Annotated in this window: 23 protein-coding genes; 4 read left to right on the forward strand and 19 right to left on the reverse strand. The window is 66.2% G+C overall.

All coding sequences use genetic code 11. From position 1 onward, the window contains the following. Positions 1-97 precede the first annotated feature (97 nt). Positions 98-1,312 (forward strand): formaldehyde dehydrogenase, glutathione-independent, encoded by a 1,215-nt coding sequence (gene fdhA / locus C563_RS0104480; RefSeq protein WP_018760839.1) that lies wholly within the window; start codon positions 98-100, stop codon positions 1,310-1,312. Positions 1,313-1,488: 176 nt separating this feature from the next. On the opposite strand, the gene C563_RS0104485 is transcribed toward fdhA, so the two are convergent. The 6 genes from C563_RS0104485 to purU form a co-directional block, all read right to left on the reverse strand. Further along, positions 1,489-3,996 carry a GcvT family protein gene (locus tag C563_RS0104485; RefSeq protein ID WP_018760840.1) on the reverse strand — a complete coding sequence of 836 codons (2,508 nt, stop codon included), beginning with the start codon at positions 3,994-3,996 and terminating at the stop codon, positions 1,489-1,491. 238 nt (positions 3,997-4,234) lie between these two features. Next, positions 4,235-5,641: an MFS transporter gene (locus C563_RS0104490; RefSeq protein ID WP_018760841.1), complete on the reverse strand. Its 1,407-nt coding sequence runs from the start codon at positions 5,639-5,641 to the stop codon at positions 4,235-4,237. A 418-nt stretch (positions 5,642-6,059) separates the two neighbouring features. Continuing rightward, on the reverse strand, positions 6,060-6,965 hold the full coding sequence (locus tag C563_RS0104495) for a bifunctional 5,10-methylenetetrahydrofolate dehydrogenase/5,10-methenyltetrahydrofolate cyclohydrolase (protein WP_018760842.1): 906 nt from the start codon (positions 6,963-6,965) through the stop codon (positions 6,060-6,062). Continuing rightward, complete coding sequence (locus C563_RS0104500) at positions 6,962-7,588, reverse strand: cyclodeaminase/cyclohydrolase family protein (protein ID WP_018760843.1); 627 nt, start codon at positions 7,586-7,588, stop codon at positions 6,962-6,964. The genes C563_RS0104495 and C563_RS0104500 overlap by 4 nt, the downstream gene beginning before the upstream one ends. A 4-nt stretch (positions 7,589-7,592) precedes the next feature. Next, entirely contained in the window at positions 7,593-10,085 is a 2,493-nt protein-coding gene (locus C563_RS0104505) for a GcvT family protein (protein WP_018760844.1), read from the reverse strand. A 50-nt stretch (positions 10,086-10,135) separates the two neighbouring features. Further along, a complete protein-coding gene (purU, locus tag C563_RS0104510; RefSeq protein WP_018760845.1) occupies positions 10,136-11,041 on the reverse strand; it encodes a formyltetrahydrofolate deformylase in 906 nt (301 codons plus the stop codon). Between the two features lie 125 nt (positions 11,042-11,166). On the opposite strand from purU, the gene C563_RS0104515 reads away from it, so the two are divergent. Next, the gene (locus C563_RS0104515; protein ID WP_018760846.1) at positions 11,167-11,847 is read left to right on the forward strand and encodes a GntR family transcriptional regulator; all 681 of its coding nucleotides are present in this window, start codon (positions 11,167-11,169) and stop codon (positions 11,845-11,847) included. Between the two features lie 89 nt (positions 11,848-11,936). On the opposite strand, the gene C563_RS0104520 is transcribed toward C563_RS0104515, so the two are convergent. From C563_RS0104520 to uraD, 4 genes are all read right to left on the reverse strand, one after another. Further along, entirely contained in the window at positions 11,937-13,853 is a 1,917-nt protein-coding gene (locus C563_RS0104520; protein WP_018760847.1) for a BCCT family transporter, read from the reverse strand. Between the two features lie 292 nt (positions 13,854-14,145). Further along, positions 14,146-14,955 (reverse strand): IclR family transcriptional regulator, encoded by an 810-nt coding sequence (locus C563_RS0104525; protein ID WP_018760848.1) that lies wholly within the window; start codon positions 14,953-14,955, stop codon positions 14,146-14,148. Between the two features lie 79 nt (positions 14,956-15,034). After that, the gene (gene uraH / locus C563_RS0104530; protein ID WP_018760849.1) at positions 15,035-15,373 is read right to left on the reverse strand and encodes a hydroxyisourate hydrolase; all 339 of its coding nucleotides are present in this window, start codon (positions 15,371-15,373) and stop codon (positions 15,035-15,037) included. Next, the gene (uraD, locus tag C563_RS0104535) at positions 15,370-15,867 is read right to left on the reverse strand and encodes a 2-oxo-4-hydroxy-4-carboxy-5-ureidoimidazoline decarboxylase (protein WP_026264365.1); all 498 of its coding nucleotides are present in this window, start codon (positions 15,865-15,867) and stop codon (positions 15,370-15,372) included. Before uraD ends, uraH begins: the two co-directional genes overlap by 4 nt. A 255-nt stretch (positions 15,868-16,122) precedes the next feature. Between uraD and C563_RS0104540 the strand changes: the two genes are divergently transcribed. Further along, positions 16,123-17,349, forward strand: a complete 1,227-nt coding sequence (locus C563_RS0104540) for a sensor histidine kinase (RefSeq protein WP_018760851.1) — start codon at positions 16,123-16,125, stop codon at positions 17,347-17,349. A gap of 12 nt (positions 17,350-17,361) precedes the next feature. Here C563_RS0104540 and C563_RS0104545 read toward each other — a convergent pair whose 3' ends face one another. From C563_RS0104545 to C563_RS0104560, 4 genes are read right to left on the reverse strand one after another with little or no spacing between them, the layout of a single operon-like run. Further along, a complete protein-coding gene (locus tag C563_RS0104545; protein ID WP_018760852.1) occupies positions 17,362-17,787 on the reverse strand; it encodes an ATP-binding protein in 426 nt (141 codons plus the stop codon). After that, positions 17,780-18,112, reverse strand: a complete 333-nt coding sequence (locus C563_RS0104550; RefSeq protein WP_018760853.1) for an STAS domain-containing protein — start codon at positions 18,110-18,112, stop codon at positions 17,780-17,782. The genes C563_RS0104545 and C563_RS0104550 overlap by 8 nt, the downstream gene beginning before the upstream one ends. Continuing rightward, positions 18,112-20,070, reverse strand: coding sequence for a glycosyltransferase family 2 protein (locus C563_RS0104555; RefSeq protein WP_018760854.1), 1,959 nt, complete (start codon positions 20,068-20,070; stop codon positions 18,112-18,114). Before C563_RS0104555 ends, C563_RS0104550 begins: the two co-directional genes overlap by 1 nt. Then, complete coding sequence (locus C563_RS0104560) at positions 20,067-21,182, reverse strand: PP2C family protein-serine/threonine phosphatase (protein ID WP_018760855.1); 1,116 nt, start codon at positions 21,180-21,182, stop codon at positions 20,067-20,069. The genes C563_RS0104555 and C563_RS0104560 overlap by 4 nt, the downstream gene beginning before the upstream one ends. A 257-nt stretch (positions 21,183-21,439) precedes the next feature. On the opposite strand from C563_RS0104560, the gene C563_RS0104565 reads away from it, so the two are divergent. After that, entirely contained in the window at positions 21,440-21,721 is a 282-nt protein-coding gene (locus C563_RS0104565; RefSeq protein ID WP_155845097.1) for a hypothetical protein, read from the forward strand. 201 nt (positions 21,722-21,922) lie between these two features. Here the strand turns inward: C563_RS0104565 and C563_RS0104575 are convergent, their stop codons facing one another. The 5 genes from C563_RS0104575 to C563_RS0104595 all read right to left on the reverse strand — a co-directional run bounded on the left by C563_RS0104575 (position 21,923) and on the right by C563_RS0104595 (position 26,373). After that, positions 21,923-22,495, reverse strand: a complete 573-nt coding sequence (locus C563_RS0104575; RefSeq protein ID WP_018760858.1) for a GNAT family N-acetyltransferase — start codon at positions 22,493-22,495, stop codon at positions 21,923-21,925. A 129-nt stretch (positions 22,496-22,624) separates the two neighbouring features. After that, positions 22,625-23,104, reverse strand: a complete 480-nt coding sequence (gene bcp, locus C563_RS0104580) for a thioredoxin-dependent thiol peroxidase (RefSeq protein ID WP_018760859.1) — start codon at positions 23,102-23,104, stop codon at positions 22,625-22,627. Positions 23,105-23,183: 79 nt separating this feature from the next. Beyond that, positions 23,184-23,834 (reverse strand): winged helix-turn-helix domain-containing protein, encoded by a 651-nt coding sequence (locus C563_RS0104585; protein ID WP_018760860.1) that lies wholly within the window; start codon positions 23,832-23,834, stop codon positions 23,184-23,186. A 9-nt stretch (positions 23,835-23,843) separates the two neighbouring features. After that, a complete protein-coding gene (gene allB, locus C563_RS0104590) occupies positions 23,844-25,187 on the reverse strand; it encodes an allantoinase AllB (protein WP_018760861.1) in 1,344 nt (447 codons plus the stop codon). Then, positions 25,180-26,373, reverse strand: coding sequence for a glycerate kinase (locus tag C563_RS0104595; protein WP_018760862.1), 1,194 nt, complete (start codon positions 26,371-26,373; stop codon positions 25,180-25,182). Before C563_RS0104595 ends, allB begins: the two co-directional genes overlap by 8 nt.

The following is a 26,373-nucleotide window of genomic DNA, read 5'->3' on the forward strand; positions in this document are numbered from 1 at the left end:
TTTACCGCAAGTGAAAGTCATAACCACACGGAAGGTCTGATGCAGCCGGCGTCAGGCCTTCCGTGGCAATTGAACCCTAACCATAGGAGCCACGCCCATGTCAGGTAACAAAGCCGTTGCGTACAAGGAGCCCGGGGTTGTCGAGGTCATCGATACCCCGTATCCGTCGTTTGAACTGAAGGCCGGCCCCGGTGTCAATCCCGCCAACGTCGGCCGGAAGGTGCCGCACGGGGTCATCGTGCGCACCGTGAGCACCAACATCTGCGGCTCGGACCAGCACATGGTCCGCGGCCGGACGACGGCCCCTGCCGGCCTCGTCCTGGGCCACGAAATCACCGGCGAAGTCATTGAGACCGGACCCGACGTCGAATTCATCAAGGTGGGGGACATCGTCTCCGTCCCGTTCAATATCTCTTGCGGGCGCTGCCGGAACTGCAAGGAGCGCAAGACCGGGATCTGCCTGAACGTGAACCCGGACCGTCCCGGCTCTGCCTACGGCTATGTCGATATGGGCGGTTGGGTGGGTGGGCAGGCGGAATACGTCCTGGTTCCCTACGCCGATTGGAACCTGTTGCGGTTCCCGGACCGGGACCAGGCCCTGGAAAAGATCATGGACCTGACCATGCTTTCCGACATCCTCCCCACCGGCTTCCACGGCGCAGTCACGGCAGGCGTAGGCGTCGGGTCCACCGTCTACGTTGCCGGTGCCGGCCCCGTCGGGCTTGCCGCGGCCGCCAGCGCCCAACTGCTGGGAGCTGCGGTGGTGATCGTGGGCGACCTCAACGAAGACCGCCTGGCCCAGGCCCGGTCCTTTGGCTGCGAAACCGTCAATGTGGCCAACGGCGACCCGGCAGACCAGATCGAGCAGATCCTCGGCGTCCGGGAGGTCGACTCCGGCATCGACGCCGTCGGCTTCGAGGCACGCGGCCACGGCCACGGCGCCCAGGAAGCACCTGCCACTGTGCTGAACTCGCTGATGGACCTCACCACCGCCGGCGGCTCCGTGGGTATCCCCGGCCTCTACGTCACGGGGGACCCGGGAGCCGCGGATGAAGCCGCACGGAAGGGCAGCCTGTCCCTGTCCCTGGGAACCGGTTGGGCGAAGTCCCTGTCCTTCACCACGGGCCAATGCCCGGTGATGAAGTACAACCGGCAGCTGATGATGGCCATCCTCCATGACCGGATCCAGATCGCCAAGGCGGTCAACGCCAAGGCCATTTCGCTCGACGACGCCCCGCGCGGGTACGCGGAGTTCGACGCCGGCGCGGCAACGAAGTACGTCCTGGACCCGAACGGCTACCTCAACAACTGATGCGCGGTTCCCGTTTGTGAAGAACGGCAAGGTTCCAACGGCGGCGCCCCGCTCAGCAGGGGTGCCGCCGTTGGCATGCCGGGGTGGAACAGCGCGCGCTCCGCGGGCAACAAAAGAGGTGGTTGGGCCTGCCGGTCTCAAGCAGGCCCAACCACCTTTGTGGTGGATGGGGCAGATCAGCCGCGGAGGCGCTCCATGCCCGGGTCAAAGAGCGGCTCGGCGCAGACGGTGGCGGCTACGCGCCGGCCGAAGTACTCGATCTCCACGGCGTCCCCCTCGGACACCGACGAGGGCAGCCAGGCGTAGGCAAGGGGCTTGCCGATGGTGAAGCCATACGCCGCGCTCGTGACGTAACCAGCGGCTTCCCCGGCCACGTACACCGGTTCCTTGCCCAGCACCACTGACGTGCCGTCGTCGACCGTCAGGCAGTGCAGCATCTTCGCCGCCGGCTGCTCGCGGAGCGACGCCAGGGCCTTGGCGCCCACGAATCCGGTCTTGTCCTTGGCCACGGAGAAACCGAGGCCCGCTTGGTACGGGTGGTGCTCGGACGTCATGTCCGTGCCCCACAGCCGGTAGCCCTTCTCAAGGCGCATGCTGTTGAAGGCGCCGCGGCCGGCAGCGATGATGCCGTGCTCCTGGCCCGCCTCGAACAGCAGGTCCCAGAGCTTCAAACCGTACTCGGCGGTGGTGTAGAGCTCCCAGCCGAGTTCGCCGACGTAGGAGAGCCGCATGGCCGTGACGGGGATGCCGCCCACGGAGATCTCCTTGGTCCGGAAGTACTTCAGGCCGTCATTGGTGAGGTCGTCGGTGCTGACCTTGCCAATCACCTCGCGGGCCAGCGGACCCCACAAACCGATGCAGCAGGTGCTGCCGGTGATGTCGGTGACGTGGACCCACTGGCCGGGGTCGGCGGCGGACTGCCGGCGGGCTTCCACCCGGAGGTAGTCGAAGTCGACGTTGCTGTTGACGCCCAGCTGGAACTCCTCCTCGGCCAGCCTTGCCACGGTCACGTCACTGCGGATGCCGCCGTCGTCCGCCAGCAGCAGGCAATAGGTCACGGCACCCGGCTTCTTGGCGATGTTGCCCGTGCTGAGCCGGTGCAGGAGTGCCTGCGCGCCCGGGCCGGCGACGGAGAGGCGCTTCAGCGGCGTCATGTCGTAAAGTCCGACGGCGGTGCGCGTCTTCCACGCTTCGGCTGCGGAGATGGGGGAGTGGAACATTGCGGACCAGGAGTCCCGCTCCGGGGTCTGCCATTCGGCCGGAAGTTCTTCGAGGAGCGCGCGGTTGGCTTCGAACCAGTGCGGGCGTTCCCAGCCGGCGGATTCCAGGAAGAACGCGCCCAGCTCCTTTTGGCGGACGTTGAAGGGGCTGACCCGCAGGTCGCGCGGGGATTCTCGCGGCTGCAGCGGGTGCATGACATCGTAGATCTCCACGAAGTTCTGTTGCGAGGTTTCGCTGACGTAGGCGTCCGAGGTCTGCACCTTCTCGAAACGGGTCAGTTCGCAGCCGTGCAGGTCTGTCTGCGGCTGGCCGTCGATGATCAGCTCTGCCATGGCCTTCGCAACGCCGGCGGAGTGCGTGACCCACACGGCTTCGGCCACGAAGAAGCCCTCGAGGTCCGGTGCTTCGCCCATGAGCGGGCCGCCGTCGGGGGTAAAGGAGAAGATGCCGTTGAAGCCATCCTGGATTTCGGTGCTGCGCAGTGCCGGCAGCAGGTCCTGGCTGTCCTCCCACGCGGGAACGAAGTCTTCCAGGGTGAAGTCCAGCCGGGAGGGCATGCGGTGGTCGGACATCTCCCCGGCCGGGACCTTCGGCAGTGCGGACATGTCCACCGGCATCGGCCGGTGGGCGTAGCTGCCGATGCCGATGCGGTCGCCCCATTCGCGGTAGTACAGGTCCTTGTCCTGGTAGCGAAGGATGGGCTTGCCGGCGCCGTTGGGAAGCTCGTTGACGCCCTCAAGTTCGGCGAGGGGCGTGGTGACCACGTACTGGTGGGCCAGCGGCAGCAGCGGCACCTCCAGGCCCACCAACTTGCCGAGCTCACGGCCCCAGAACCCTGCGCAGGACACCACGATATCGGCAGGAATGAGTCCGGCGGAGGTCTCGACGCCGGTGACCTTGCCGCCCTCACGGGCGATGCCGGTGACGGTGGTGGACCCGCGGTAGGTGACGCCGTGTTCGCGCGTGCGCTCGATCAGCAGCTGGACGGCGCGGGCCGCCAGGGCGAGGCCGTCGGTGGGGATGAGCAGGCCGCCCAGGACTTCCCGGCCGCCGCTGAGCTTCCCCGTGGTCAGCAGGGGGTAGATCTTTTCGCACTCGTCGGCATCCACGATCCGGCTTTCGACGCCCCAGGAGGTCATCACGCCCATCTTGCGTTTAAGGTCCGCCAGGCGCTCCGGAGTCGTTGCCAGTTCAAGGCCGCCCACCTGATTGAAGCAGGACTGGCCATCCTTGCCCAGGGCGAGCAGCTTGTTGACGGTGTAGGTCGCGAATTCCGTCATGGTCCTGGACGGGTTGTTCTGGAATACGAGGCCCGGAGCGTGCGACGTGGAGCCGCCTGCCAGCTCCAGCGGGCCCTGTTCGACGACGGTGATGTCATTCCAGCCGCGGCTTGCCAGCTCGTCGGCGAGGTTGGTGCCGACAATGCCGGCTCCGATGATGACGACGCGGGGTGATGCGCTCATGGTTCGTGGTTCTCCTGGTTGGTGCGTGGCTCCGCGCTTCGCTATAAGCAACGCGCAGCACTATATGCAACACGGTGGCGTAGCTCACAAGGAATGTCAAGGGTTTCCGGCATTGTTGCTGCGGCTGCCGTCACTGTTTCAGCGGGTCCAGGCTGGCTCCGGGAAGGGCGGGCATGACGGAGGCCTCCGCCGCTGGTGCGGCGAAGGCCTCCTGTGGGTTGCGGCCGGTTGCCCGGTGTCAGTGCGAGAAGTTGGTTGAGATCTCGGCGAGGGTGCGCCCCTTCGTCTCAGGCGCGAGCCATTGCGAGAGTATTGCGCCGATTAATGCGACGGCGGCTGCCACGACCATGCTTGGGCCCATGCCGATGTTGCTGATCGCCCACGGCAGGGCGAAGGTGCCGAGTGCAGCTCCGATGCGGCTGAAGGCCGCGGCGAAGCCCATGCCGATGCCGCGCAGGTCGCCGGGGAATACCTCGGCCGGATAGACCTGGGTCAAGGTGGTGTAGCCGGCATTGAAGAAGGAGAAGGCGAGGAACAGGGCCAGCACCAGGATCGCCGGCGCGTCAGCCCAGACCCCGATGACCAGCAGGATGCCTGCGCAGAGCCACTGCCCGGGCACGGTGAGGATCCGGCGGCCGAGCCTGTCAATCAGAAGCACGCTGGTGACGACACCCGCGGCCGCAAGAGCGGACAAGCCCACTCCACCGGCCCAGCCGCCGCCGAAGCCGAACTGCGTGAGCACGTCGTCGGCGAAGGTCGCGATCGCGAAGTATGGAGTGACCGCGCAGAACCAAAAACCGGAAGTGAAGACGGTGGCGCGCCAGTGTTCCTTCGAGAACAGCATTCCGAAGGAGGCGTTCTTGATTTTGGTCCTGCCCTTTGCGGCTTGGGCCTCCTGGATCATCCGCAGGTCGATCTCCTCGGTGATGCTGTCGTGCATCTGCGGCGATTCGACATACTTGTGGGCAATCGCCAGTGCTTCGTCACGCCGTCCCTTGGTGATGAGCCAGCTTGGCGATTCGGGGAGGCCGATGCGGGCGAGGAACAGGACGAACGCGAGGATGGTGCTCGTCCCGATGACGAGGCGCCAGGGGGTGCCGGCCTCATGCAGGAGCGTGCCGATGATGAATGCCATCATGAAACCGACGTACCAGGCGATCAGGGTCAGCCCGAGCAACCGCCCGCGGAGCTTTGGAGGAGAGAACTCCGACAACAAGGGGCCGCCGATCGAGTACTCGCCGCCGATAGCGACACCCATCATGAACCGGATGATGGCCAGCTGGATCACGGCACCGTCTCCGGAGGTTACGAAGAACTGGGCCGCTGAGGCAACCAGGAACAGGCCCATGTCCACGAGGAACATGGGCTTGCGTCCGAACTTGTCAGTAGCCCAGCCGGCCAGCGGGGAGCCGACGAAGATACCGGCCAGCGGGCCTGCGGCGATCATGCCCAGGGACAGTGCGTCGAGCTGGAGGTCTGACCGCATGGGGCCGGTGACGGGTCCGATGATTCCGAGGATGTAGCCGTCGAGGAACATCCCGCCGATGAAGACAGCGACGAGCCGCACCATGAAGCGGCGTTTGAACTTCGAGCTGGTCCCTTCGGCACTGCTTTGATCGATGGTGCTGGCACCTTTGATAGTCATAAACAGTTTCCTTTAGTGATCTGGCGCTGCCGCGTGGATGCGGCAGCGTGTGCGGCCGAGTTGCGGGCCGGGCTCCCCCTCGGATCGGCCTTCATAAATTCTGTCCGGCTGCTTCCATGCCATCGCGGGTGGCCTCGGAAGGGCGGGAGGAGCATATCCAGGAGATTTACGTTCCGTGATGATCAACAACGTTCGCTGTATGCAACAAAATCGTGCGCTAGCCCACACCCAATGTCAAGAGTGTGTCCTGAGAAAGACGTAGCCCGTAAGCGTTCCTGTTGCGCGCTCCGGGCACGGCTGTTGCGGGGTCCCGTTTTCCGAAAACGGTGCTTCGATGAGGAATACCTCCCCAGGTCTTAGGCCCATCGAAGCACCTTTCACGGAGAACGGGACGCCCGTTGCCAACGCTGTGGCGTTCCTAGCCTGCGGCTTCCAGGACCTGGAGCTCCGGGGCCTCGGGCGCCAGCGGCGGGGATGACACTTGCCTGCGTGCTGCCTCTACGGTGTGAAGGAGCAGCAAAACCGTGGTCACTGAGCCCACGCCGCCGGGAACCGGAGTGAGCGCTGCTGCTGTCCCGGTGACGCTGGCTTCGTCTACGTCACCCACCAGCGAGCCGTCGGGAAGGACGTTCGTGCCGACGTCGACCACCACTGTTTGGGAGGAGACGTCGCTGCCTCCCAGAAGTCCGGCGCGGCCGGCGGCGACCACCACCACATCGGCATCCTTCGTATAGCGCGCCAGCGGCCCGGACCTGGAATGGCAGACCGTCACGGCGGCGTCGCGTGCCAGCAGCAGGAGGGACAATGGTTTGCCCACCACGGCGGACCGGCCCACCACCACAACGCCCTTGCCCGCCAGCGGAATCCGGTAATGCTCCAGGATTTCGACGACGGAGCGCGCGGTAGCCGGTGCAAAGGCCGGCTGGCCGACGGCAAGGCGTCCCAGGCTCAGTGGATTGGCGCCGTCAATGTCCTTTTCCGGGGCGATGAGGCCCACCAAGTTGTCGGTCCGGACTCCCGGAGGCAGCGGTGTTTGCAGGATGATGCCGTTGACGGAGGGTTCGGCGCTGAGGTCCCGCAGGACGCCGGCCAGGACCGGCTCCGTTGCGTCGTGTCCCAGGTCGATGATCCGGCAGCCGACTCCGGCGCGCTCTGCTGCCCGCTCGATGGAACGGACGTACCAGTGCGTTGATTCGTCGCCGGTTGCCATGACCACTGCCACGACCGGGCGGACGCCCTCAACTTCCAGCGACCTGACCTGTGCCTGGACCTCCTGGTGGAACAAACCGGCCAACGGCTTCCCGGAAAGTACTGTGGTGCTCAACCAAGGATCCTTTCGCGCACGCGGGCCGAGAGGGCATCTGCCGCCAAGACCACCTTTTCCTCAATGCCGTCCGTCTGCCGCGCAAGCCGGGCGCGTGCCTCCGGATCCTTGACTGCCACAACGTTGATGTCGATGTTCACCCGTGCAGTAGTGGCGGCTGCCCTGGCGGCATCTGCGGCCGCTGCCACGTCGCTGATGACGTTGGCGTTGGCGACGTCGTACAGCTCCGTGGCCAGGTCCACGATCTCGCCGGACAACGTGACCAGCCGGGCGGGTGTTTCAGCCGCCTGGATGAGTGCTGACTGGATCACGGCTGCGCGGGCGGCCTTGAGCTCAGCCGTGCCGGACGGCAGTTTGTAGGAATCGATGACTGCCTGGAAGGCCACTTCGTCCGCCTCGGCCAGGTGCAGCGCTTCGTCGATAAGGCCGTCGGCTGCCGTCGTAATGCGCTGCACCAGGGGTGCGTGCGGCTCATACTTGGCGCCGGTGGTGTAGCGCGCCACCATGGCCACCAACGCTGCACCCTGGGCCGCGTGCAGCGCCGCGGCAGCACCGCCGCCAGGCGTCGGCTGCCTGGCGGCCAGCCTAGTGAGGTAGCTGCCGATTGACTCCGAGCTGATCATGGCCCTACCCGCGGAGCCGGGTCATGGTGGGGTCGTACAGGGGGTCCTGCGTGACCGTGGCGACGATCCGGCGCCCGAAGTATTCGATCTCCACGGAATCGCCGATCGAAACGTCGGCGGGCAGGTAGGAGTAGGCGATCGGTTTCCTGACCGAGTAGCCGTAGGCGGCGCTGGTCACGTAGCCAACTGCCTGGTCCTTGTAGAACACCGGTTCCTTGCCAAGCACCAGGCTGCGGCCGTCGTCGACCGTGAGGCAGCGCAGGCGACGCGCTGAGTTCTCCTCGGTGCGGCCTTCCAGGGCGGCCTTCCCGACGAAGTAGTCCTTGGCCATCTTCACCGCGAATCCCAGGCCGGCCTCGAAGGGGTCGTGCTCGGTGGTCATGTCCGTGCCCCAGGAACGGTAGCCCTTTTCCAGGCGGAGCGAGCTGAACGCTGCCCGCCCGGCTGCGATGACGCCGAACGGCCGGCCCGCCTTCCACAGTGCATCCCAGAGCCGCTGGCCGTTGTCGGCGCTGGTGTACAGCTCCCAGCCCAGTTCACCGACGTAGGACAGGCGCATGGCGGTGACCGGCACGCCGCCGATGACCACTTTCTTGGCGCGGAAATACTTCAGGCCGTCGTTGGTGAAGTCGTCGCTGCTGACGGTGCTGACCAAGTCCCGGGCCAGCGGACCCCACAGGCCGATGCAGCAGGTGCCGCCGGTGGTGTCGCGGACCTGGACCCAATCGCCGGCGCCGCCGCCTTCGGTCTGGTGCCTGGCGGCGCGTTCGAAGTAGGCGGTGTCGATGTTGCCGTTGGCGCCCAGCTGGAAGGTGTCCTCGGACAGGCGGGCCACGGTGATGTCGCTGCGGATGCCGCCGGCATGGTCAAGCAGCAGCGTGTAGGTGACCGCCCCGGGTTTCTTGTTCAGCTCGGCGGTGGTGAGCTCCTGCAGGAGTTTCAGGGCGCCGGGGCCGGATATTTCGAGGCGCTTCAGGGGCGTCATGTCGTACATGGCGACGGCGGTCCGCGTCTTCCAGGCCTCGGCTGCGGCGATGGGGGAGCTGAACATCCCGGACCAGGCATCGCGTGCCGGAGGCTGCCAGTCCGCGGGCATTTCCTTGAGCAATTCGGCATTGGCCTCGAACCAGTAGGGCCGTTCCCAGCCGGCGCCTTCGAGGAAATAGCCGCCGAGTTCCCTGTGGCGGGCGTGGAAGGGGGACACACGCAGGTTGCGTGGGGAGAGCTTGGGCTGCAGCGGGTGGAGGACGTCGTAGATCTCCACGAAGTTCTGCTGCGAGGTTTCGCTGACGTATTCGGGCGTCAGCTGAACATCCTCGAAGCGGTGGATGTCGCAGTCGCCCAGGTCGATGGAGGACTTGCCGTCCACCAGGAGTTCGGCCACAGCGCGCGCGATGCCGGCGGAGTGGGTCACCCAGACGGCTTCGGCAACGAAGAAGCCGTCGAGTTCCCTGGACTCGCCAACGAGGGAGCCGCCGTCGGGAGTGAAGGAGAAAATGCCGTTGAAGCCGTCCTCGATTTCGCTTTGGCGCAGGGCGGGGAGCAGCTGCTTGGTGGCCTCCCAGGCGGGGAGGAAGTCCTCCACCGTGAAGTCCAGCCGGGACGGCATGTTGTGCTCGCTGATTTCGTCCGGCTTGAAGGTGCCGAGTTCGTCCAGGTCTACGGGCATGGGCTTGTGGGCGTAGGAACCGATGCCGTACCGGTCCCCGTGCTCGCGGTAGTAGAGGTCCTGGTCCTGGTAGCGCAGGATGGGCAGCCGGGCGCCGTTGGGCAGCTCGTTCTTGCCCTGCTGATCCGGGACCGGGGTGGTCTTGACGTACTGGTGGGCCAGCGGGAGCAGCGGGACGGTCATGCCGATCATTTCGCCGATCTTTGCACCCCAGAAGCCGGCGCAGGAGACCACGATGTCTGCCGGGACCACCCCGTCGGAGGTCTGGACGCCAGTGACGCGGCGGCCGGACTGTTCGATGCCGGTGACGGTGGTGTTGCCTTGGTACTTCACGCCGGCAGCCTCGGTGCGCTTGATCAGCAGCTGCACGGCCCGCGCCGCGCTGGCCAGGCCGTCGCTGGGGACGTGCAGGCCACCCAGGATCTCCTCCTCGTTAATGAGGGGGTACAGTTCCTTGCACTCCGCCGGGGAGAGGATCCGGCCGTCGATGCCCCAGGCGGAGGCGTAACCGAGCTTGCGCTTCAGGTCCGAGAGGCGGGTTTCGGTGGTGGCAACTTCCAGGCCGCCCACCTGGTTGAAGCAGCTGGTGCCGTCCTCGGTCAGGGACAGCAACTTTTCCACGGTGTACTTGGCGAACAGGGCCATGGACTTGGAGGGATTGGTCTGGAAGACCAGTCCCGGGGCGTGCGAGGTGGAGCCGCCGGGCATGGTGAGGGGCCCCTGGTCCAGGACGGTGATGTTGTTCCAGCCCCGCGTGACGAGTTCATCCGCGAGGTTGGTGCCGACGATGCCGGCTCCGATAATGACAATGCGTGGCGACGATTCCAAGGTAGTCTCTCCTGCTGCTTTACGGATTGTGCCTGGGTAAGGGCCGGTGCTCACCGGAACACCACGGTGCTGGTCTGGTCCAGCAGCACACGGTGCTGGCAGTGCCAGCGGACGGCGCGGGAGAGGGCCAGCGCTTCGGCGTCCTGGCCCACGGTGGACAGTTGCGCCGGACCATAGGTGTGGTCCACGCGGATGACTTCCTGCTCGATGATCGGACCCTCATCCAGGTCCGCCGTGACGTAGTGGGCGGTGGCACCCACCAGTTTGACGCCGCGGTCGTAGGCCTGGTGGTAGGGGCGTGCGCCCTTGAAACCGGGGAGGAACGAGTGGTGGATGTTGATGGCCCGTCCCTCCAGTGCCCGGCAAAGGTCGTCCGAGAGCACCTGCATGTAGCGGGCCAGGACCACGAGGTCGGCGTTGTACTCATCCACCAGGTCCAGGAGCCGGCGCTCGGCATCGGCCTTCGTGTCCGGGGTGACAGGGACATGGATGAAGGGCAGTCCGGCGGCTTCCGCCATGGCGCGGTGGGTTTCGTGGTTGGAAACGACCGCCACCAGCTCTGCGCCGAGGCTGCCGCCGCGCCAGCGGAAGATGAGGTCGTTCAGGCAGTGGCCGAACTTGGACACCATGACCAGGACCCGCTTGGGGGTCTGGTCGTGGAAGCTGGATTTCATGTCGAAGCGGCTGGCGATGCCGGCGAACTCTTCTTCGAGCATCGCCGACGTGTAGTCGTGGGAGCCGGAGAACGCGGTGCGCAGGTGGAGTGTCTCACGCAGGCTGTCATCGAACTGCTGGTGTTCGTCGATGTTGAAGCCACGCTCAAAGAGGAATGTGGTCACGGCCTGCACGATTCCGGCCTGCTCCCGGCAGGACAAGGTCAGAACGAACTTCCGTGCCGGCTCTTCCTTGAGCGCTGGCAGGGTAGCGGTTGCTGAAGCTGTTGCGATGAGGGTCATGTCCCTCCTCCTTCTACTAGATATATTCAAAAGCTGCGGACTGATATATTAGATTGGATGCCAGCGTATACTGGGCCATAGGCGAGGTCAATAGTTTTTCCCAAGTTGCGAAGAAGGGGCTCAGCATGGCAATTGGAGCTTTGGCGGTGGGGGACGACGACGGCAGGAAGTCGCTGGCAGATGTCGCCTATGAGAGCATCCGCGACTGGTTGCTTATGCTGGAAATCAAACCCGGCGAGCTGCTCAACGACGAACTCCTTGCCAAAAACCTGGGCATGGGGCGGACTCCGGTGCGCGAAGCCCTGAAGCGGCTGGAGCTGGACCGGCTGGTGAAGACCTACCCGCGGCGGGGCACTTTCGCCACCCGGGTGGACGTGACGGACCTTTCCTTCATCTCGGAGATCCGTGCCCAGCTTGAGCCCCTTGCGGCCGCCCGGGCCGCACGGGTGGCCTCCCCTGCGGTCCGGGACGGGTTGCGGGCCACGCTCGAGAAGGTCGAGGCGTTCGACGTTGCCGCGGCAACCGTAACCGAGACGCTGCAGCTGGATGCCCGGGTGCACCAAGGCATCTATGCCGCCGCCGCCAACCCGCACCTGGAGGACATCCTGATCCGGTACGACAACCTGGCAACGCGGATCTGGTGCATGGTGATCGACCGCCTGCCGGACCTGTCGCACCACGTGCGCGAACACCTCGATCTGCTCCGGGCCGTTATCGACGGCGACGAGGACCGGGCTTCCGAGCTTGCCAAGGTGCACGTGAGCGGATTCGAACATGCGGTGCGCGAGGCACTCTTCAACGCCTAGCTTCTCGGTGGCCGCAGAGTCCCACCAGCAGGGCCAGTGAAGGATTGGCCCCGGCGCATGCTGCGCCGGGGCCAAATTCGGGTGTTTCCCTACGGTGCGGCTGCCTTCTCCAGATCCGGCCCCTTGCCTTGGCACGGCTGGCCGTCGGCGCATCCGTCCGGGCACTCGTGCTTTGTCACAAAGTCGAACTGCGCGCCCCGGTGTTGCTCCACTCCGGTCCGGATAGCCCGCTCCACCACAGAGTCCGCCAGCCGGCGGCGCAGGGAAAGGGGGTCTCTGCGCAGGTCCTTGGTGAGGGCGAAGCAGAGCAGCAGCATCACGATGACAAAGGGCAGGGCCGCGACGATGGTGATCCGCTGCAGGCCCGACAATGCTTCGGAGGGTTGGTCGCCGCCGGCCAAAAGCATGACGGCGGCCACGGCGCCGGTGAGGGCACCCCAGAAGATGACCAGGGCACGTTTGGGTTCGGAGCTGCCGTTGGAGCTCAGCGACGCCATGATCAGGGAGGCGGAGTCGGCGCCGGTAATGAAGAAGATTGCAACCAGGACCATGGCCAGGACAATCACGGCCGCAATCATCCACCCCGGCAGGGGGAGATTCTTCACCAGGTTGAACAAGGCCCCATCAAAATCGATGGTTGCTTTGCCGTCGGTGACGGTCATCAGGCCCGGCGTACCGGCTTTGTCGGCTTCCTGCTGGATGTGGAAGGCCGTCCCTCCGAAGATGCCGAACCAGATGACACTGACGAGGCTGGGCACCAGCAGAACGCCGGTGACGAATTGCCGGATGGTCCGGCCGCGGCTGATCCGTGCGATGAACATGCCCACGAAGGGCGTCCACGAAATCCACCAGGCCCAGTAGAAGATCGTCCAGCCGGACATCCAGGTCCGCAGCGCCTCGTCGCCGACGGCCTCGGTGCGGGAGGACATCTCGGCCAGGTCGCGCAGGTAGTCGCCAATCGCCGAGGGGATGAGGTTAAGGATGAAGAGAGTGGGGCCCGCCACGAACACGATGACGGCGAGGACCACGGCAAGGACCATGTTGACGTTGGACAGCCACTGGATTCCGCGGCTGATGCCGGATACGGCGGAAGCGATAAAGCATGCTGTCAGGATCGCCACGATGGCCACGAGTACAGGTGTTCCGACCTCGCCTGTCCAGCCGTTCGACGTGAAGCCGCTGCCAATTTGCAGGGCGCCGAGACCCAGTGACGCGGCCGTGCCAAAGAGCGTAGCGAAGATGGCAAGGATGTTGATGACCTTTCCCACCGGCCCCTCAACGGTCCTGATGCCGAACAGCGAGGTGAAGGCGGCGGAGATCAGTTGCCTGCGTCCCAGCCGGTAGGTGCCGTAGGCCATGGCAATGCCCACCACTGCATACATGGCCCAAGGGTGCAGGGTCCAGTGGAAGATGGAGGTGGCCATGGCCGTCTGGATGGCTGCGGGGGTACGCCCGTCAACGGTTCCGGGCGGCGGCGAGACGAAGTGGTACAGCGGCTCGGCCACCCCGTAGAACATCAGGCCGATGCCCATTCCGGCGGCGAACATCATGGCGATCCATGACACCGTGCGGAACTCGGGTTTTTCGCCGTCCTTGCCCAACGGAATGTTGCCAAACTTGCCCAGGGCCAGCCACAGGACAAACACGACGAACAGGGACGCGAGGACCATAAAGAGCCAGCCGGTGTATTCCATGACCCAGGCCAGGGCGTCTTTGGACGTGGTGGCCAGGCTGTCCTTGTCGGCAAATCCCCACACCACGAAGGCGAGGGCGATGGCGCCGGTGATGCCGAACGTGGCCTTGTCCAGCGTCAGCTTCCGGTCGCGGCGCTGGGAGACGGCCTGCTCCCTGTTACTCTGCCGCAGTTCCTCCAGTATCTGCTGGTGTTCGTTGACGGCGGGAAGGGCCGTCGATTCCTCGTGCCCGGCGCCCGGAGGCTCGGCGGGAATTCCATCGGAAGGCGGCACTTTTGGCTTGGCGGAGGTGAGATCACTGTTAATGGCCACGAAAGCGGGTCCTTTGGCTAGTCCATGGGCTTGCGTTCAGTGCTGGGCATCGGGCAGCGCAATCCGGGGATGAATCGCCGCCTGGCCGTTGGCCAGCGGTGGCAGGGCATTGGGCCCTGTGGGGAGGTGTTCCGCAAAGATCAACAGAGTTCGCGCTAAGCAACAAGAGTGCTGTACGTCACTTTGAAAGTCAAGGGTGTTACGGGGTGCGGAGTCGCTGCTCACCAGGCGAAGCGAGGGACCCGTTGCATAAAAAAATGACCCCCGGTCCAGCCGGGGGTCACCCATTTTCTTAGTGGCCGTGGTAGCCCATGTTGGCGCTGACCTTATGGCCTGCTTCCTTCAATGTATCCAGCAGGCCTGGAATCCCCTCCGGGTCGAAGCGGAATGCCGGCCCCGAAATACTGATGGCGCCAATCACGGTTCCCTGGTGGTTGCGCACGGGAACCGCAACGGCATTCAGGCCGATCTCGAACTCCTCGCGCACCACGGCATACCCGTCGGCCGCTGCTTTGAGCAACTGAGCGTCCAGTTCCTTGCGGCTGGTGATGGTCCGGGCGGTCCGGGCGGCCAGGCCGGTCTCCTTCAGGATGCGGTCCCGGTCGTCGGCCTCCAGCGCGGCCAGGAGGACCTTGCCGCTGGACGTGGCGTGCAGCGGCGTCAGGCTCCCCACCCAGTCGTGGGTGGCCAGCGTTGAGGGTCCCATGGCCTGGTCAACGTTAACGGCGTAATTCGAACGCAGTACCGCCAGGTTGACGGTCTCCTTGAACTCGTCCGCAAGGCTTTCCAGGACCGGCCTTGCCTCGTGGACCAGGCTCAGCCGCCCGGGAATGGAGCTGGCCAGCCGGAGGATCCCGAAGCCAAGCTGGTACTTGCCCCGTTCGCTGTTCTGGTGGACCATCTGGCGGGTCACGAGCGAACCCATCAGCCTCGAGACGGTGGACTTATGGATCCCCATTTCCTCGGCGATCTCGCTCACGCCCGCATGGCCGTCCCGGGCCAGGATCTCCAGCACGGTCAGGGCGCGCTCCACGGATTGCACCCCGCCGGACTGGCCGCCCTCGGCGTCGGTATCGGATTCCGGGTCTCTATTCGAAGCCATACCTCCAGATCCTATGCCGGAACTGTGACCGCCGTGACATTCGGTTTACCTGCTTGACACGCCGGCCCTGACGTCCGCGCTAGCTCCCGCGGTACGTTGAGTAGGCAAACGGGCTCAGGAGCAGGGGGACGTGGTAGTGCTCAGGGCCGGTCACTTCGAAGACCAGGTCAACCTCGGGGAAGAAGGTGGCTGTCTGCAGCCCGGCGTAGTACTCTCCCGTGGCGAAGTTCAGTTTGTACTGCCCGGGTTCCAGCTGCTCGGGGCCCAGGTCCTTTGCCCGGCCGTCGGCGTCGGTGCTGGAGGCCGCCAGCTCGCGCCAGGTGCCGGCGTCGTTCTTTGAAAGGACGACGGCGACCCCCGCCGCCGGGCGTCCGGCGCCGGTGTCAAGGATGTGGGTGGTGACGTGGGAAACGCTCATTCGCTGATCAGTCCTTCAAGCCGCAGCACGGCAATCTCGCGCAGCTGCTGGGCCACGATGGTGTCTTCTTCTTCGGGGGAGTTGGCGAGCCGCCGGTTCAGTGCCTGCAGGATTTCCGGTGCGGTGCGTCCGGCGGCCCGGATCAGGAAGACCCGGCCGAATTTTTCCTCGTACTCCCGGTTCCCCCTGGCGAGGGCCTCTGCGGCGTCGGTATCTGCCGGGTCAACCCCGGCCTGCTCGGAACGGGACATGGACGCCTCGGTGCCGGCCGTCGTCGGGCGTTCCCCGATCCGCGGGTGGTGGGCCATGGCGGCTTCGACTTCGGCGGGAGTGAACGGCTTGGCTGCGTCCGCGGCGAACGCCAGGAGCCCGTCCCGGCTGGCGAACGGCCGGGCTGCAGCCACGGCCTCCACCCAGCGGGTGACGTCGATGCAGGGCCGGAGGGTGGCCTGGGCCGTGGCGGGCTCCGCGGTGTTGAATTCGGCAAGCTTCATGCTGGCGTATTCCTTGGTGGTCATGCTGGCATCCATGGTGACGGCTATGCGGATGCCGGTTGACCCGGCGCCGATCGTCCGAGCGGCTTCCGCATCATGGAACTGTTATTTCAGCATACGTAATATCTAAGGACAGGCCGGCGCCCGTGTCAAGAGCGTACATCAGCCATTTGGGCCAGCCGGTAGGATCGCGGAAGGGCCACGGGCCCACGCTGATGATACTGGGGGCACAAGGGAATTATGGACGGGGCGGCTATGCAAGTGCTGACCGATCAGGATGCAGGACGCGACGCGGGCCTGCGGGCCTATGGACTACTGCCATTGGCAGCGGGGGACACAGCGGGCCTGATTGATGACGGGGCGCAGGAGGCGCTCGAGAACCTGGTCCGCCTCGCCGCCTCCCTGTGCGGGGTGCCCTACAGCGTGGTCAACATCATCACGTCCAGTGAACAGGTCCAGATTGCTGCGTATGGCATCGACCCCGGGGTCTGCGCCCGCGAGGATTCCATGTGCGCCGTGGTCTTCCTCGACCACAGCACCACGGTGGTCCGGGACGCTTCCCGGGATCCCCGGTTCGCCGCCAACCCGTTCGTCACCGGCCGCATCGCCGACGTCCGCTTCTACGCATCCGTGCCGTTGGAGACATCCTCGGGACTGGTCCTTGGGTCACTGTGCGTGTTCTCCGATGAGGCGAAACTCCCTGCTCCGGAGCAAATCGAACTGCTGGAGGTGTTGGCCCACCAGGTGGTCGAACTCCTGGAACTGCAGCACCGAACCCTCCAGCTCAACGACGCCCTGGCCGAACTGCGGCGCAGCAACGATTTGCTCTCCGAATTCGCCGGCCGGGTCAGCCATGACCTTCGCACTCCACTGACCACCATCCTGGGATATGTGGAGCTGGCACAGGATGATCCCGGAATCACGCCGTCAGACCCATCCGCGGAATACCTGGACCTGATTGGCACCGGCGGCCGGCGCATGCTGGGCATGCTGGAAGAGGTGCTGTCCTATGCCAGGGTGGACGGCGAAATCCGTCCGGAACGGGTATCCCTGCTGGCTGTCACCGCCGAGGCCGCGCAGGACCTGGGGGTGGATCTGGGCTACGGCAGCGGCATCTCGTGCGAGGACGCGGAAATCTTCGCGGACCGGGCCCAGTTGCGGACGCTGGTGCAGAACCTGTTGGCGAATTCCTTGAACTATGGCCGCGCCGACCGTGCACTGCGAATAACCGTCGGCGCCAGCGAAGGACCCCAAGGCGCCACCCTTACCGTGGCCGACAACGGCAAGGGGATCCTGCCCGCGGACCGGGAACGGGCGGTCCAGCCGTTGGTCCGCCTGAACCGCCCCGGCGACGGGCCCGGGACCGGGCTGGGGCTGGCGACGTCCCGGCGCATCGCCCAGGCGCACGGCGGCGAACTCGCCATTGGTGACACACCAGGCGGTGGCGCGACGGTATCGGTGCTGTTCCCCGCCCGGCCTTAGCCGGCCCCGAACCTAGTCCTGGGAGGACGTCCGGGACAGCACCCACGTGTTGGTGCCGTCCTGGCGTTCAAACGTCACGGTGGTCACCAACGCTTCGATCAGCGCCAGGCCCCGCCCTGATTCGGCGTCCTCGTCCGGGGTGGAAGCCTCCATCGGACCGAACGGCGGCTTGGCGTAATAGGCACTGACGCGGGCCTGCAGCAGCGCGGGCTGCACGGTGGTTTCCACGCCCAGCTCCACGTCCCGTTCACCGGCGGGCTGGGCGTGCTGGACGATGTTGGACGCAGATTCGATCACCGCGGTGGTGAACGTCATCTGGTCCATGTCGTTGACGAATGGAACATCCAGCCACAGGCTGTCGAGGTCGTTGTGGACCGCTTCGATGGCATCCTCGGCGGCCGCCCCCCGGAAGCTGCGCGAGGCCAGGACCTCAGTCATTGCCGAACGCCTCTTCGGCCGTGGTGTACGCCGTGAGGACCTTGTCCATGCTGGTCAGCTTCAGGACCATGTTCACCTGCGGCTGCACCGCGGCGATCCGGAGGTCGCCGCCTGCCTGCCGTGCCGCCTTCAGGCACCCGATCAGCGCGCCAAGGCCCGAGGAGTCCATGAACGCCGTGTTCTCCAGGTTGACCACGATCCGGTTCGACCCACCGGCGATCACGTCGGTGACGAACTCGCGCAGCTTCGGGGCGGAGACCATGTTCAGCCGTCCGTCCGCTTTGACCTCCGCGTATGAGTCCTTGACCTCATAACTGAACTCCATCAGGATTCCTCTCTTGTTGCAGGTTCTGCGGCCGGTTCGTACCCCTTGTAGAGCACGGCGCGGACCAGGATGCTCATGACCACCAGGTCAAAGACCACCCAGATGACATTGACCAGGGTGCCCAGCGGTTCCGCCAGCCCGGTGGCCAGGCGGATGATGCCGACGACGGCGGCGACGGCCAGCAGGACGGACACCACGATCTGGGGCCGGATCAGGCTCCAGCTCGGTCCGCCGGTTTGGCGCGCCTTGGGGGTGACCGCAAACCCGAGGGGACGGCCGAACCATACGTTGCGCGCCGCCGTCGTGCATGCCTTGATCCACGTGGGGAACAAGGCAAGGCTGTACTGCTGGCCGCGCCAGGTGGGGATGCCACGGCCGGCCACCGCGAACAGCAGCTGGTTGACCACCATGAACGGGATGAACCGGATGAAAAAGTCCCAGCTCAGGCTGCTCACCGGCAGGATGCCCAGCAGCAGGTAGATGATGGGGGCGGCGAAGTAGATGACGGCTGCGAACCCGCTCAGGTACGTCCACATGGTGGCGAAGTACATCAGGCGCTGGCCCAGCTTCAGGCCCTTCTGCACCAGCGGGTTTTCACGGAGCAGCACCTGGATCGTTCCCTGCGCCCAGCGCAGCCGCTGGGTGAGCATGGTTTTCAGGTCCTCCGGAGCCAGGCCATAGGCCAGGATTTCGTGGTGGTAGACGCTCTCCCAGCCCATCGCGTGCATGCGCATGGCGGTGGCCATGTCCTCGGTCACGGAAATGGTGGCCAGCGGCATTACCGGCTGGGCCTCGCCGGTCCGCTCCACGGTCAGGGCGTCCAGCACGGCCTGGACAGATTCCAGCGCGCCCAGCGGCGACCAGTCGCGGGCGGACATGCGCTGGACAGCGTCGTCCGCCACCACGGGCACGCCGGACTCACCCACGTGCGCAAGCTCCATGGCGGCGATCTCTTCGAGGTCTGCTTGCAGCGCCGCGACGTCGGCCTGGACCAGGGTCTGCACCGCGGCGTCCACCCGGCGGCGTACCCGGTAGGTGACTTCGGCCAGGGGCTGGCCGGCGTCCACTTCCTGCTGGGCTTCCCGGGTGGCGGCCTCCACTTCGTCCAGCACCTCGGCCACCAACGGCGAGTCGATATCAGTGGACTTGCGGGCCTGCCGGATGGCTGCGCGCGATGCGGCCAGGGCGCGGCGGATGCTCTTTTCGGTTTCCTTGACGTAGCCCACCAAGCCCAGCTGCATCAGGGCTTCGCGGCGGAGGATCGCGTTGGAGCCGCAGAAGAACGCGGCGTTCCAGCCGTCCTTGCCTTGCTGGATGGGGCCGTAGAACAGGGGCGCCTGGCTGCCCAGGGGGTCGCTGGCCGGGACGTTGCTGAAGTACTGGGGAGTCTGGACCAGGGCCACGCGCCGGTTGTTGAAGTAGCCCAGGGTCTTTTCCAGGATGTCCGGTTCGGGGATCTGGTCCGCATCCAGGATCAGCAGGAATTCGCCGTCGGTGACCATCAGCGCGTTGTTGAGGTTTCCTGCCTTGGCATGGCGGGGGAGGTCCTTGGTCCAGTCCTCGCTGCGGGTGACGTAGCCCAGGCCGTGCTGTTCGCACAGGGCCTTGAGCTCGGGCCGGGCGCCGTCGTCCAGGATCCAGGTGCTGTGCGGGTGGCGGATCTTCTGGGCCGCCAGCGCCGTGGTCAGGACCATGTCCAGGTCCTCGTTGTACGTGGTGATGAAGACGTCCACGGTGGCGTCATGGGGCGGTTCGGGGGCGCCCTTGCGGATCTTCAGGTTCCACACGGTCATCCCGAAGAGCATGACGTCGATGAGGCTGTAGGTTTCTGCGGCCACCAGCGGCAGCGCGATCCACCACGCGTCCCAGTTCAGGGAGGACATCCAGCGCCAGGCGATGTAGTTCAGGCCTGTCAGGACGGTGAGGACCACCACCAGGCGGGTCCAGAAACGGGTCATGCGGCCGCGTCCTCTGCGGGCAGCCGACGGACCACAACCACAGTGACGTCATCCTCTGCGGTGTCGGCCGGCGCCAGGGCCAGGATGGCGTTGCTGGCCTCATGCGCGGAGCCGGCGGACTGCGTGGCCGCCCGGACGGCGTCGGTGAAGTCCTCCACCGATGCGAAGACGTCCAGGACGCCGTCACTGACCACCACCAGGGTGTCCCCGGGGGCCAGCTCCAGTTCCGCATGCGGCCACTGTGTCCCGGGCCATGCGCCCACCGGTGGTCCGCCGGAAGGAAGGCGTGCCGCAGGCCCGACGGGCTGGACGTGCAGCGCCAGGCCGTGTCCGGCGTCGACGTAGCTGACCTTTCCGGAGGATGCGTCGAGCCGGGCATGGAACAGGGTCACGAATGAGTTGGAGGAATCCAGGTCCGTGGCGATCGCCTTGCTGGCGGAGGCGAAACCGGCGTCGAGGTCCTGCCGCTGGCCGGTGGAGCGCATGACGGCCCGGACGGTGGCCGCGATCAGGGCGGCGCCCATCCCCTTGCCCATGGCGTCCGCGAACGTCAGGTGGAGACCTTCGGGCGTCTGGTACCAGTCGTAAAAGTCGCCGCCCACGTTGCGCGAGGGGCGGAAGATGCCGGCCACGTCATAGCCGTCCATCCGGATGTCCTCCTTGGGCAGCAGGCTCTGCTGTACCTCGGTGGCGCGTTCCAGCTCGCCCCGGGCCGCGGATTCGGCGGCAGCGGAGGGCCGGCGCCGGAACAGTGCGTTGATGCGGGACTGCAGCTCCCGCGGGCTGAACGGCTTGCTGATGTATTCATCGGCGCCGTTGTCCAGGCCTGTCAGCTTGTCCAGTTCGTCGGCCCGTGCCGTGAGCATCACGATGAATGCGTCGGAGAATTCGCGCAGGAGTTTGCACACTTCCAGACCGTCGAGGTCGGGGAGGTTCAGGTCCAGGGTCACCAGATCGGGCTTGCGGAGGCGGACTTCTTCCACCCCCGGCAGGCCGGCTCCGGCGTGGGTGACATCGAAGCCCTGCTTCGCCAGGACACGGACCAGCAGGCCGCGAATGTCCGGGTCATCTTCGATGACCACCGCACGGCGGGATTCGGAGGGAGAGACCATAGCTCTACTTAACCGTATTAAGCCGCACAGGGCATGTCTTATGCTTCACAGTTTCCGGTGACTTGGCTGACAGGGCGGTTTCCGGTCCTTCCGCCCAGCCGCGGGGCACCCAGCAGATCTTGCGGAAATCTTGGCACCTGCTTGCCCAGACGTTGAGGAAGCCCGCGCACACTCGAAGGAACGCAGCAGCTTCCGGGCATCAGGATACGACGACGACCGCGCGGAGACTGTATAGCTTGCGGAAGGCGGGGAAGCCCATGGAAGACGTCAGGAACAGAGGGGCGGACAAGGCCAGGGCCCTGATCCGCCTGTACTTCCACGCACGGAAAGTGCGGGCCGCGGCAAAGGACCTGGAGCACGCGCTCGCCGAATCGCGGGAAGTTTCGAGCTGGCCCGGCGACCGCCTCCCCGTGGGGGAGGAGATGTCCCGGCACGTGGAGAAGCTGACCCGGCGGCTCAAGGTGGAGACCGAGGCCCACAGCAGGTTCGCGAATCTTTTAAAGACTGCGGGAAGCGGGCATTCCTTAGCGGCGCTGTAGGTGCCAGACTTAGCAGCAATCGATTGGCTGGGGATAGTCAGGAGATTGCAGTGGGCGTGTTGGCAGGCTGGGCGTACCTTTTGGCGGGACTCATGACCATGGACGCGCTGTTGTTGGCGTTGTGGGCCATGGAGGTTGACTGGGGGAAGTACTGGCGCCGCAAGTAGCACCTGCCACTTCCGGGTCCCGGGCCGGGAAGGTTCAGGGCAGCGCCAGCCTCATCAGGACACGAGGGAAGCCATTGAGCACCGAGTCCGTTTCCGCGGCCTTGGCGAACCCGGCGTCTTCGAAGAGTTTGCGGGTGCCCACGTAGGCCATGGTGAGGTCCACTTTGCTGCCGCCGTTGTCCACCGGATACCCCTCAATGGCCGGCGCGCCGTAGGAGCGGGCCATTTCCACCGCCCCGGCCAGGAGGACGTGCGAGATGCCCTTGCCGCGGTGTCCGGGACGGACTCGCAGGCACCACACGGACCAGGCGTCCAGTCCGTCCACGTGCGGAATTTTCCGGTTCCGGGCGAAGCTGGTGTCCGCACGGGGGTGGACCGCGGCCCATCCAACCACCTCGCCGCCGTCGTACGCCAGGACCCCCGGCGGCGGGTCCTGGGCCACCAATTCCTTAACCAGCGCGCCACGTTCCTCAGCGCGCAGCGCGACGTTCTGCTGGGACGGGATCCGGTAGCTCAGGCACCAGCAGACCGTCGCGTCAGGGCGCTTGGGCCCCACCATGGTCCTGACGTCCTCGAAAACCGTTGCCGGGCGTACCTCGATGGCCATCCCGCCATCCTTCCACCGGCTGCCGGCCGCAGGCAACGCACCCGGGGAAGTGCCGTCCCGGGAACGCCGAACGCCCTTGCACCACGTGCAGGGGCGTTCGGGAAACAGCTGCGGGAAGCGGAGGCAGGTCTAGATGCCGAGGGCTTCCTTCAGGCGGGCGACGTGCCCGTCGGCCTGCACCTGGTATTGGGCCAGGGTGACCTTGCCTTCGGGGTCCACCACTACGGTGGAGCGGACGATTCCTTCGTGGATTTCGCCGTTGACCAGCTTCTCGCCCCAGGCTCCGTAGGCCAGGGCGACAGTGTGGTCGGGGTCTGAGAGCAGGGGGAAGGTCAGGGAGAAATCACCGGTGAAGCCGGCCAGGGCCTCCTGGGCGTCGGGGGAGACGCCGACAACCTCGTAGCCCTTGCCCTGCAGGGAGGACAGGCTGTCGCGGAAGTCGCAGGCCTCGGTGGTGCAGCCGGGAGTGGCGGCTTTGGGGTAGAAGTACACGATGACGTTCTTGCCACGGTAATCGGCCAACGAGGTCTCCCGGCCTTGGGCGTCCCGGAGGGTGAACTCAGGAGCCGGCGTGCCGGGCTGAAGCTTGGTGGTCAGGGTGGGGCTCATGGCGTTCCTTTGTAAGACTGGTCAGTGATGGCCAAACATCCAGTGAAGCGGTTTGCCGCTTGGTGATACAACTCCTGCGTCATATGCAGTATTCCGCCGGACCCCGAACGGTTGCGTGCGGACCGGCAACAAACTGGTAGCCGCCGCCGCGAACGGTGGCCACGGCATGGCGGGCATTGCCCAGTTTCCTGCGGATCCTCCCCACGTACACGTCGATGGACCGTGCAGTGGCGCCGGGAAAGGCCAGGGACTCCAGGAACTGTTGCAGTTCCTCCCGGCCTACCGTGCGGGACAGGTGGGTCACCAGGTAGTGCAGCACCTTGTATTCGACGCCGGTGAGGGCCACCGGCGTCCCGTCCAGCAGGACGGCATCGGCCGCGAGGTCAACGGCCACCCGGCTGACGGGCCCGGCCGACGGCGGGAGCAGGGTGCCGTCGTCGTCCCCCGGCTGTGCCGGGCACGGGTCCTCCGCCGCGGAGGGAGTGCGGGAGGAGTGGTTTGCGGCTCCCTCCGCGGCGGACGTGGGGGCTCCGGCGGCAGGCCAATGGACTTCCGCCTCCGGAGCAGTTTGCAGGGCTTTGGCGAGGACCATGCGGGCGGCGTGGCGCAGGAGTTCCGGGCTCGCGCCCTCAGCTGGAACCACCCACAGGGCCAGCCCGTAAGCGGTGGCCCGCCTGGCTGGAACCTGGTGCGCGGCAGCCGGCCGCGGATGATGGGCTTCCACTGCCATGGCCGGTCCTTATACGCCGCCGCGGCGGATCAGCTTGCCCGTGGGGGTCTGGCCGTCCACCACGGCGCCGCGGAGGAAGGTCTTGCGGACCACGCCGGACAGGGCCTTGCCGTCATAGGGAGTGATGGGGTTCTTGTGCTTGAGCTTGGAGACGTCCACCACGAAAGCCTCGTCCGGGGCGAAGACGGCGAAGTCGGCGTCGTAGCCAAGGGCCAGCTGGCCCTTGTTGCCGAGGCGGGCCAGGTTGGCGGGCTTTTCAGCCATCCAGGACACTACCTGCTCCAGCGGGATGCCGCGCTGCCGCGCCTCGGTCCAGATCAGGGACAGGCCCAGCTGCAGCGAGGAGACGCCGCCCCAGGCGACGGCGAAGTCGCCGTTCTCCAGGTCCTTCAGGTCCAGGGTGGAGGGGGAGTGGTCAGAGACGATGCAGTCGATGGTGCCGTCCTGCAGCCCCTCCCAGAGCAGCTCGCGGTTGGAGGCCTCGCGGATGGGCGGGCAGCACTTATAGGCGGTGGCGCCGTCCGGGATTTCCTCCGCCATCAGGGTCAGGTAGTGCGGGCACGTCTCCACGGTGAGCTTGACGCCGTCGCGCTTGGCGGAGGCGATCATGGGCAGGGCATCCGACGACGACAGGTGCAGGATGTGCGCCCGGGCTCCGGTCCAGCGGGCCCGTTCGATGACCTCCGCGATGGCCTTGTTCTCGGCGCCGCGGGGGCGCGAGGCAAGGAACGTTGAGTAGTGGTCGCCGCCGGGGTGCGGGGCACGGTCGATGGCGTGCGAGTCCTCGGCGTGGACGATCATGAGCGAGTCGAAGGACTTGAGTTCGGCCATGTCCTCTTCCATCTCGTCCGCGTCCAGGTGCGGGAACTCGTCCACGCCGGAGTGCAGGAGGAAGCACTTGAAGCCGAAGACGCCCTCATCATGCAGGGGGCGCAGGTCGGCCTTGTTGCCGGGGATGGCGCCACCCCAGAATCCGACGTCGATGAACGCCTGGTCCTCGGCCACCTCGCGCTTGAGCTTGAGGTTTTCCACCGTGGTGGTGGGCGGGACGGAGTTCAGCGGCATGTCGATGATGGTGGTCACCCCGCCGGCTGCCGCGGCCCGGGTGGCGGACGCGAAGCCCTCCCATTCGGTGCGGCCGGGCTCGTTGACGTGGACGTGCGTGTCCACCAGGCCCGGGAGCAGCGTTTCGTCGTCGGCGAGTTCGATGACTTCGGAGCCGGCAAGGCCGTTGCCGAGCGGTTCGAGGGCCACGATCCTGCCGTTGCGGACGCCCACCTCGCGTGGGGCAATCCCGGCGGTGGTCAGGATGCGCCGGCCCCGGATGACGAGGTCAAAACGTTCTTCAGACACGGAGGTCCTCCTTGGTACTTGCGGTGGCAGGCCTGTTGGCCGCCAGCCCCGCACTGATTTGGGTGCCCAGCTGCTCCAGCAGCGGCCCTGCCTCTGCTATGCACCTGTTTACATCTGATTCGAGCGCCGTCAAAGCGTAAACATCGTCGAATCCTGCGGCCGACGCCTGCCCGTGGTCCAGGGTGGTCCGGCCGCAGACGGCGACGACCGGAACGCCTTGCGCCGCCGCGGCCCGGGCAACACCCATGGGGGTCTTGCCGAGCAGGCTTTGTTCGTCCAGGCTGCCCTCGCCGGTAATGACCAGGTCGGCGCCGGCCAGGCGGTCCGCCAGTTCCGTGAATTCGAGGACGACGTCGATGCCCGGCCGCCGCGTTGCGGCCAGGACGGCGATGGCGGCGTAGCCCACGCCGCCGGCCGCCCCGGCTCCGGGAGCCTCGGCGGCCTTGACGGCGCGGAATCCGATTTCCCTGGCCAGGACTTCGACAAACCTGGCCAGGGCGGCGTCGAGCATGCCGACGTCTTGTGGGGTGGCACCCTTTTGCGGGCCGAAGACCGCCGCGGCGCCCTGGGCGCCCAGCAGCGGGTTGTCGACGTCGGATGCCAGCACGAAGCGGGTGTCCGCCAAGCGCGGTTCAAAGTGGGTGAAATCGATGCTGTGCAGGTTGGCGAGGGCTGCGCCGCCGGGTGGGAGTTCGTTGTTCCTGCTGTCCAGGAGACGGGCGCCGAGTCCCTGCAGGAGTCCCGCGCCGCCGTCGGTATTCGCGCTGCCCCCAACGCCGAGTACGATGCGGCGGCAGCCGGCGTCCAATGCTGCCCGGATCAGCTGGCCGGTCCCCAGGGACGTCGCCGTGGTGGCTGCTGCCGCGTCCGGCCGGGCGCCCTTGCTGGTCCGCGGTACCAGGGCGAGCCCGGATGCGGTGGCCATCTCAATGACCGCTTCGTGCCCGCGGACGGCGAAGTCCGCTTCCACCGGCTGGCCGGTGGGACCGGTGACCGTTGCCGTCCGGCGGGTGAAGCCGGAGCCGACGGCGGCGTCGAGGGTGCCCTCGCCGCCGTCGGCCACCGGAATCCGGACGACGTCAAGGTTGCCGCCTGTGCCTCGCTGCAGGCCCTTTTCGAGGAACCTGCACACCTCCGGGGCGGACAGGGATCCCTTGAACTTGTCCGGGGCAATCACGATCCGCAT

The organism is Arthrobacter sp. 135MFCol5.1 (assembly GCF_000374865.1).
GTDB lineage: Bacteria > Actinomycetota > Actinomycetes > Actinomycetales > Micrococcaceae > Arthrobacter.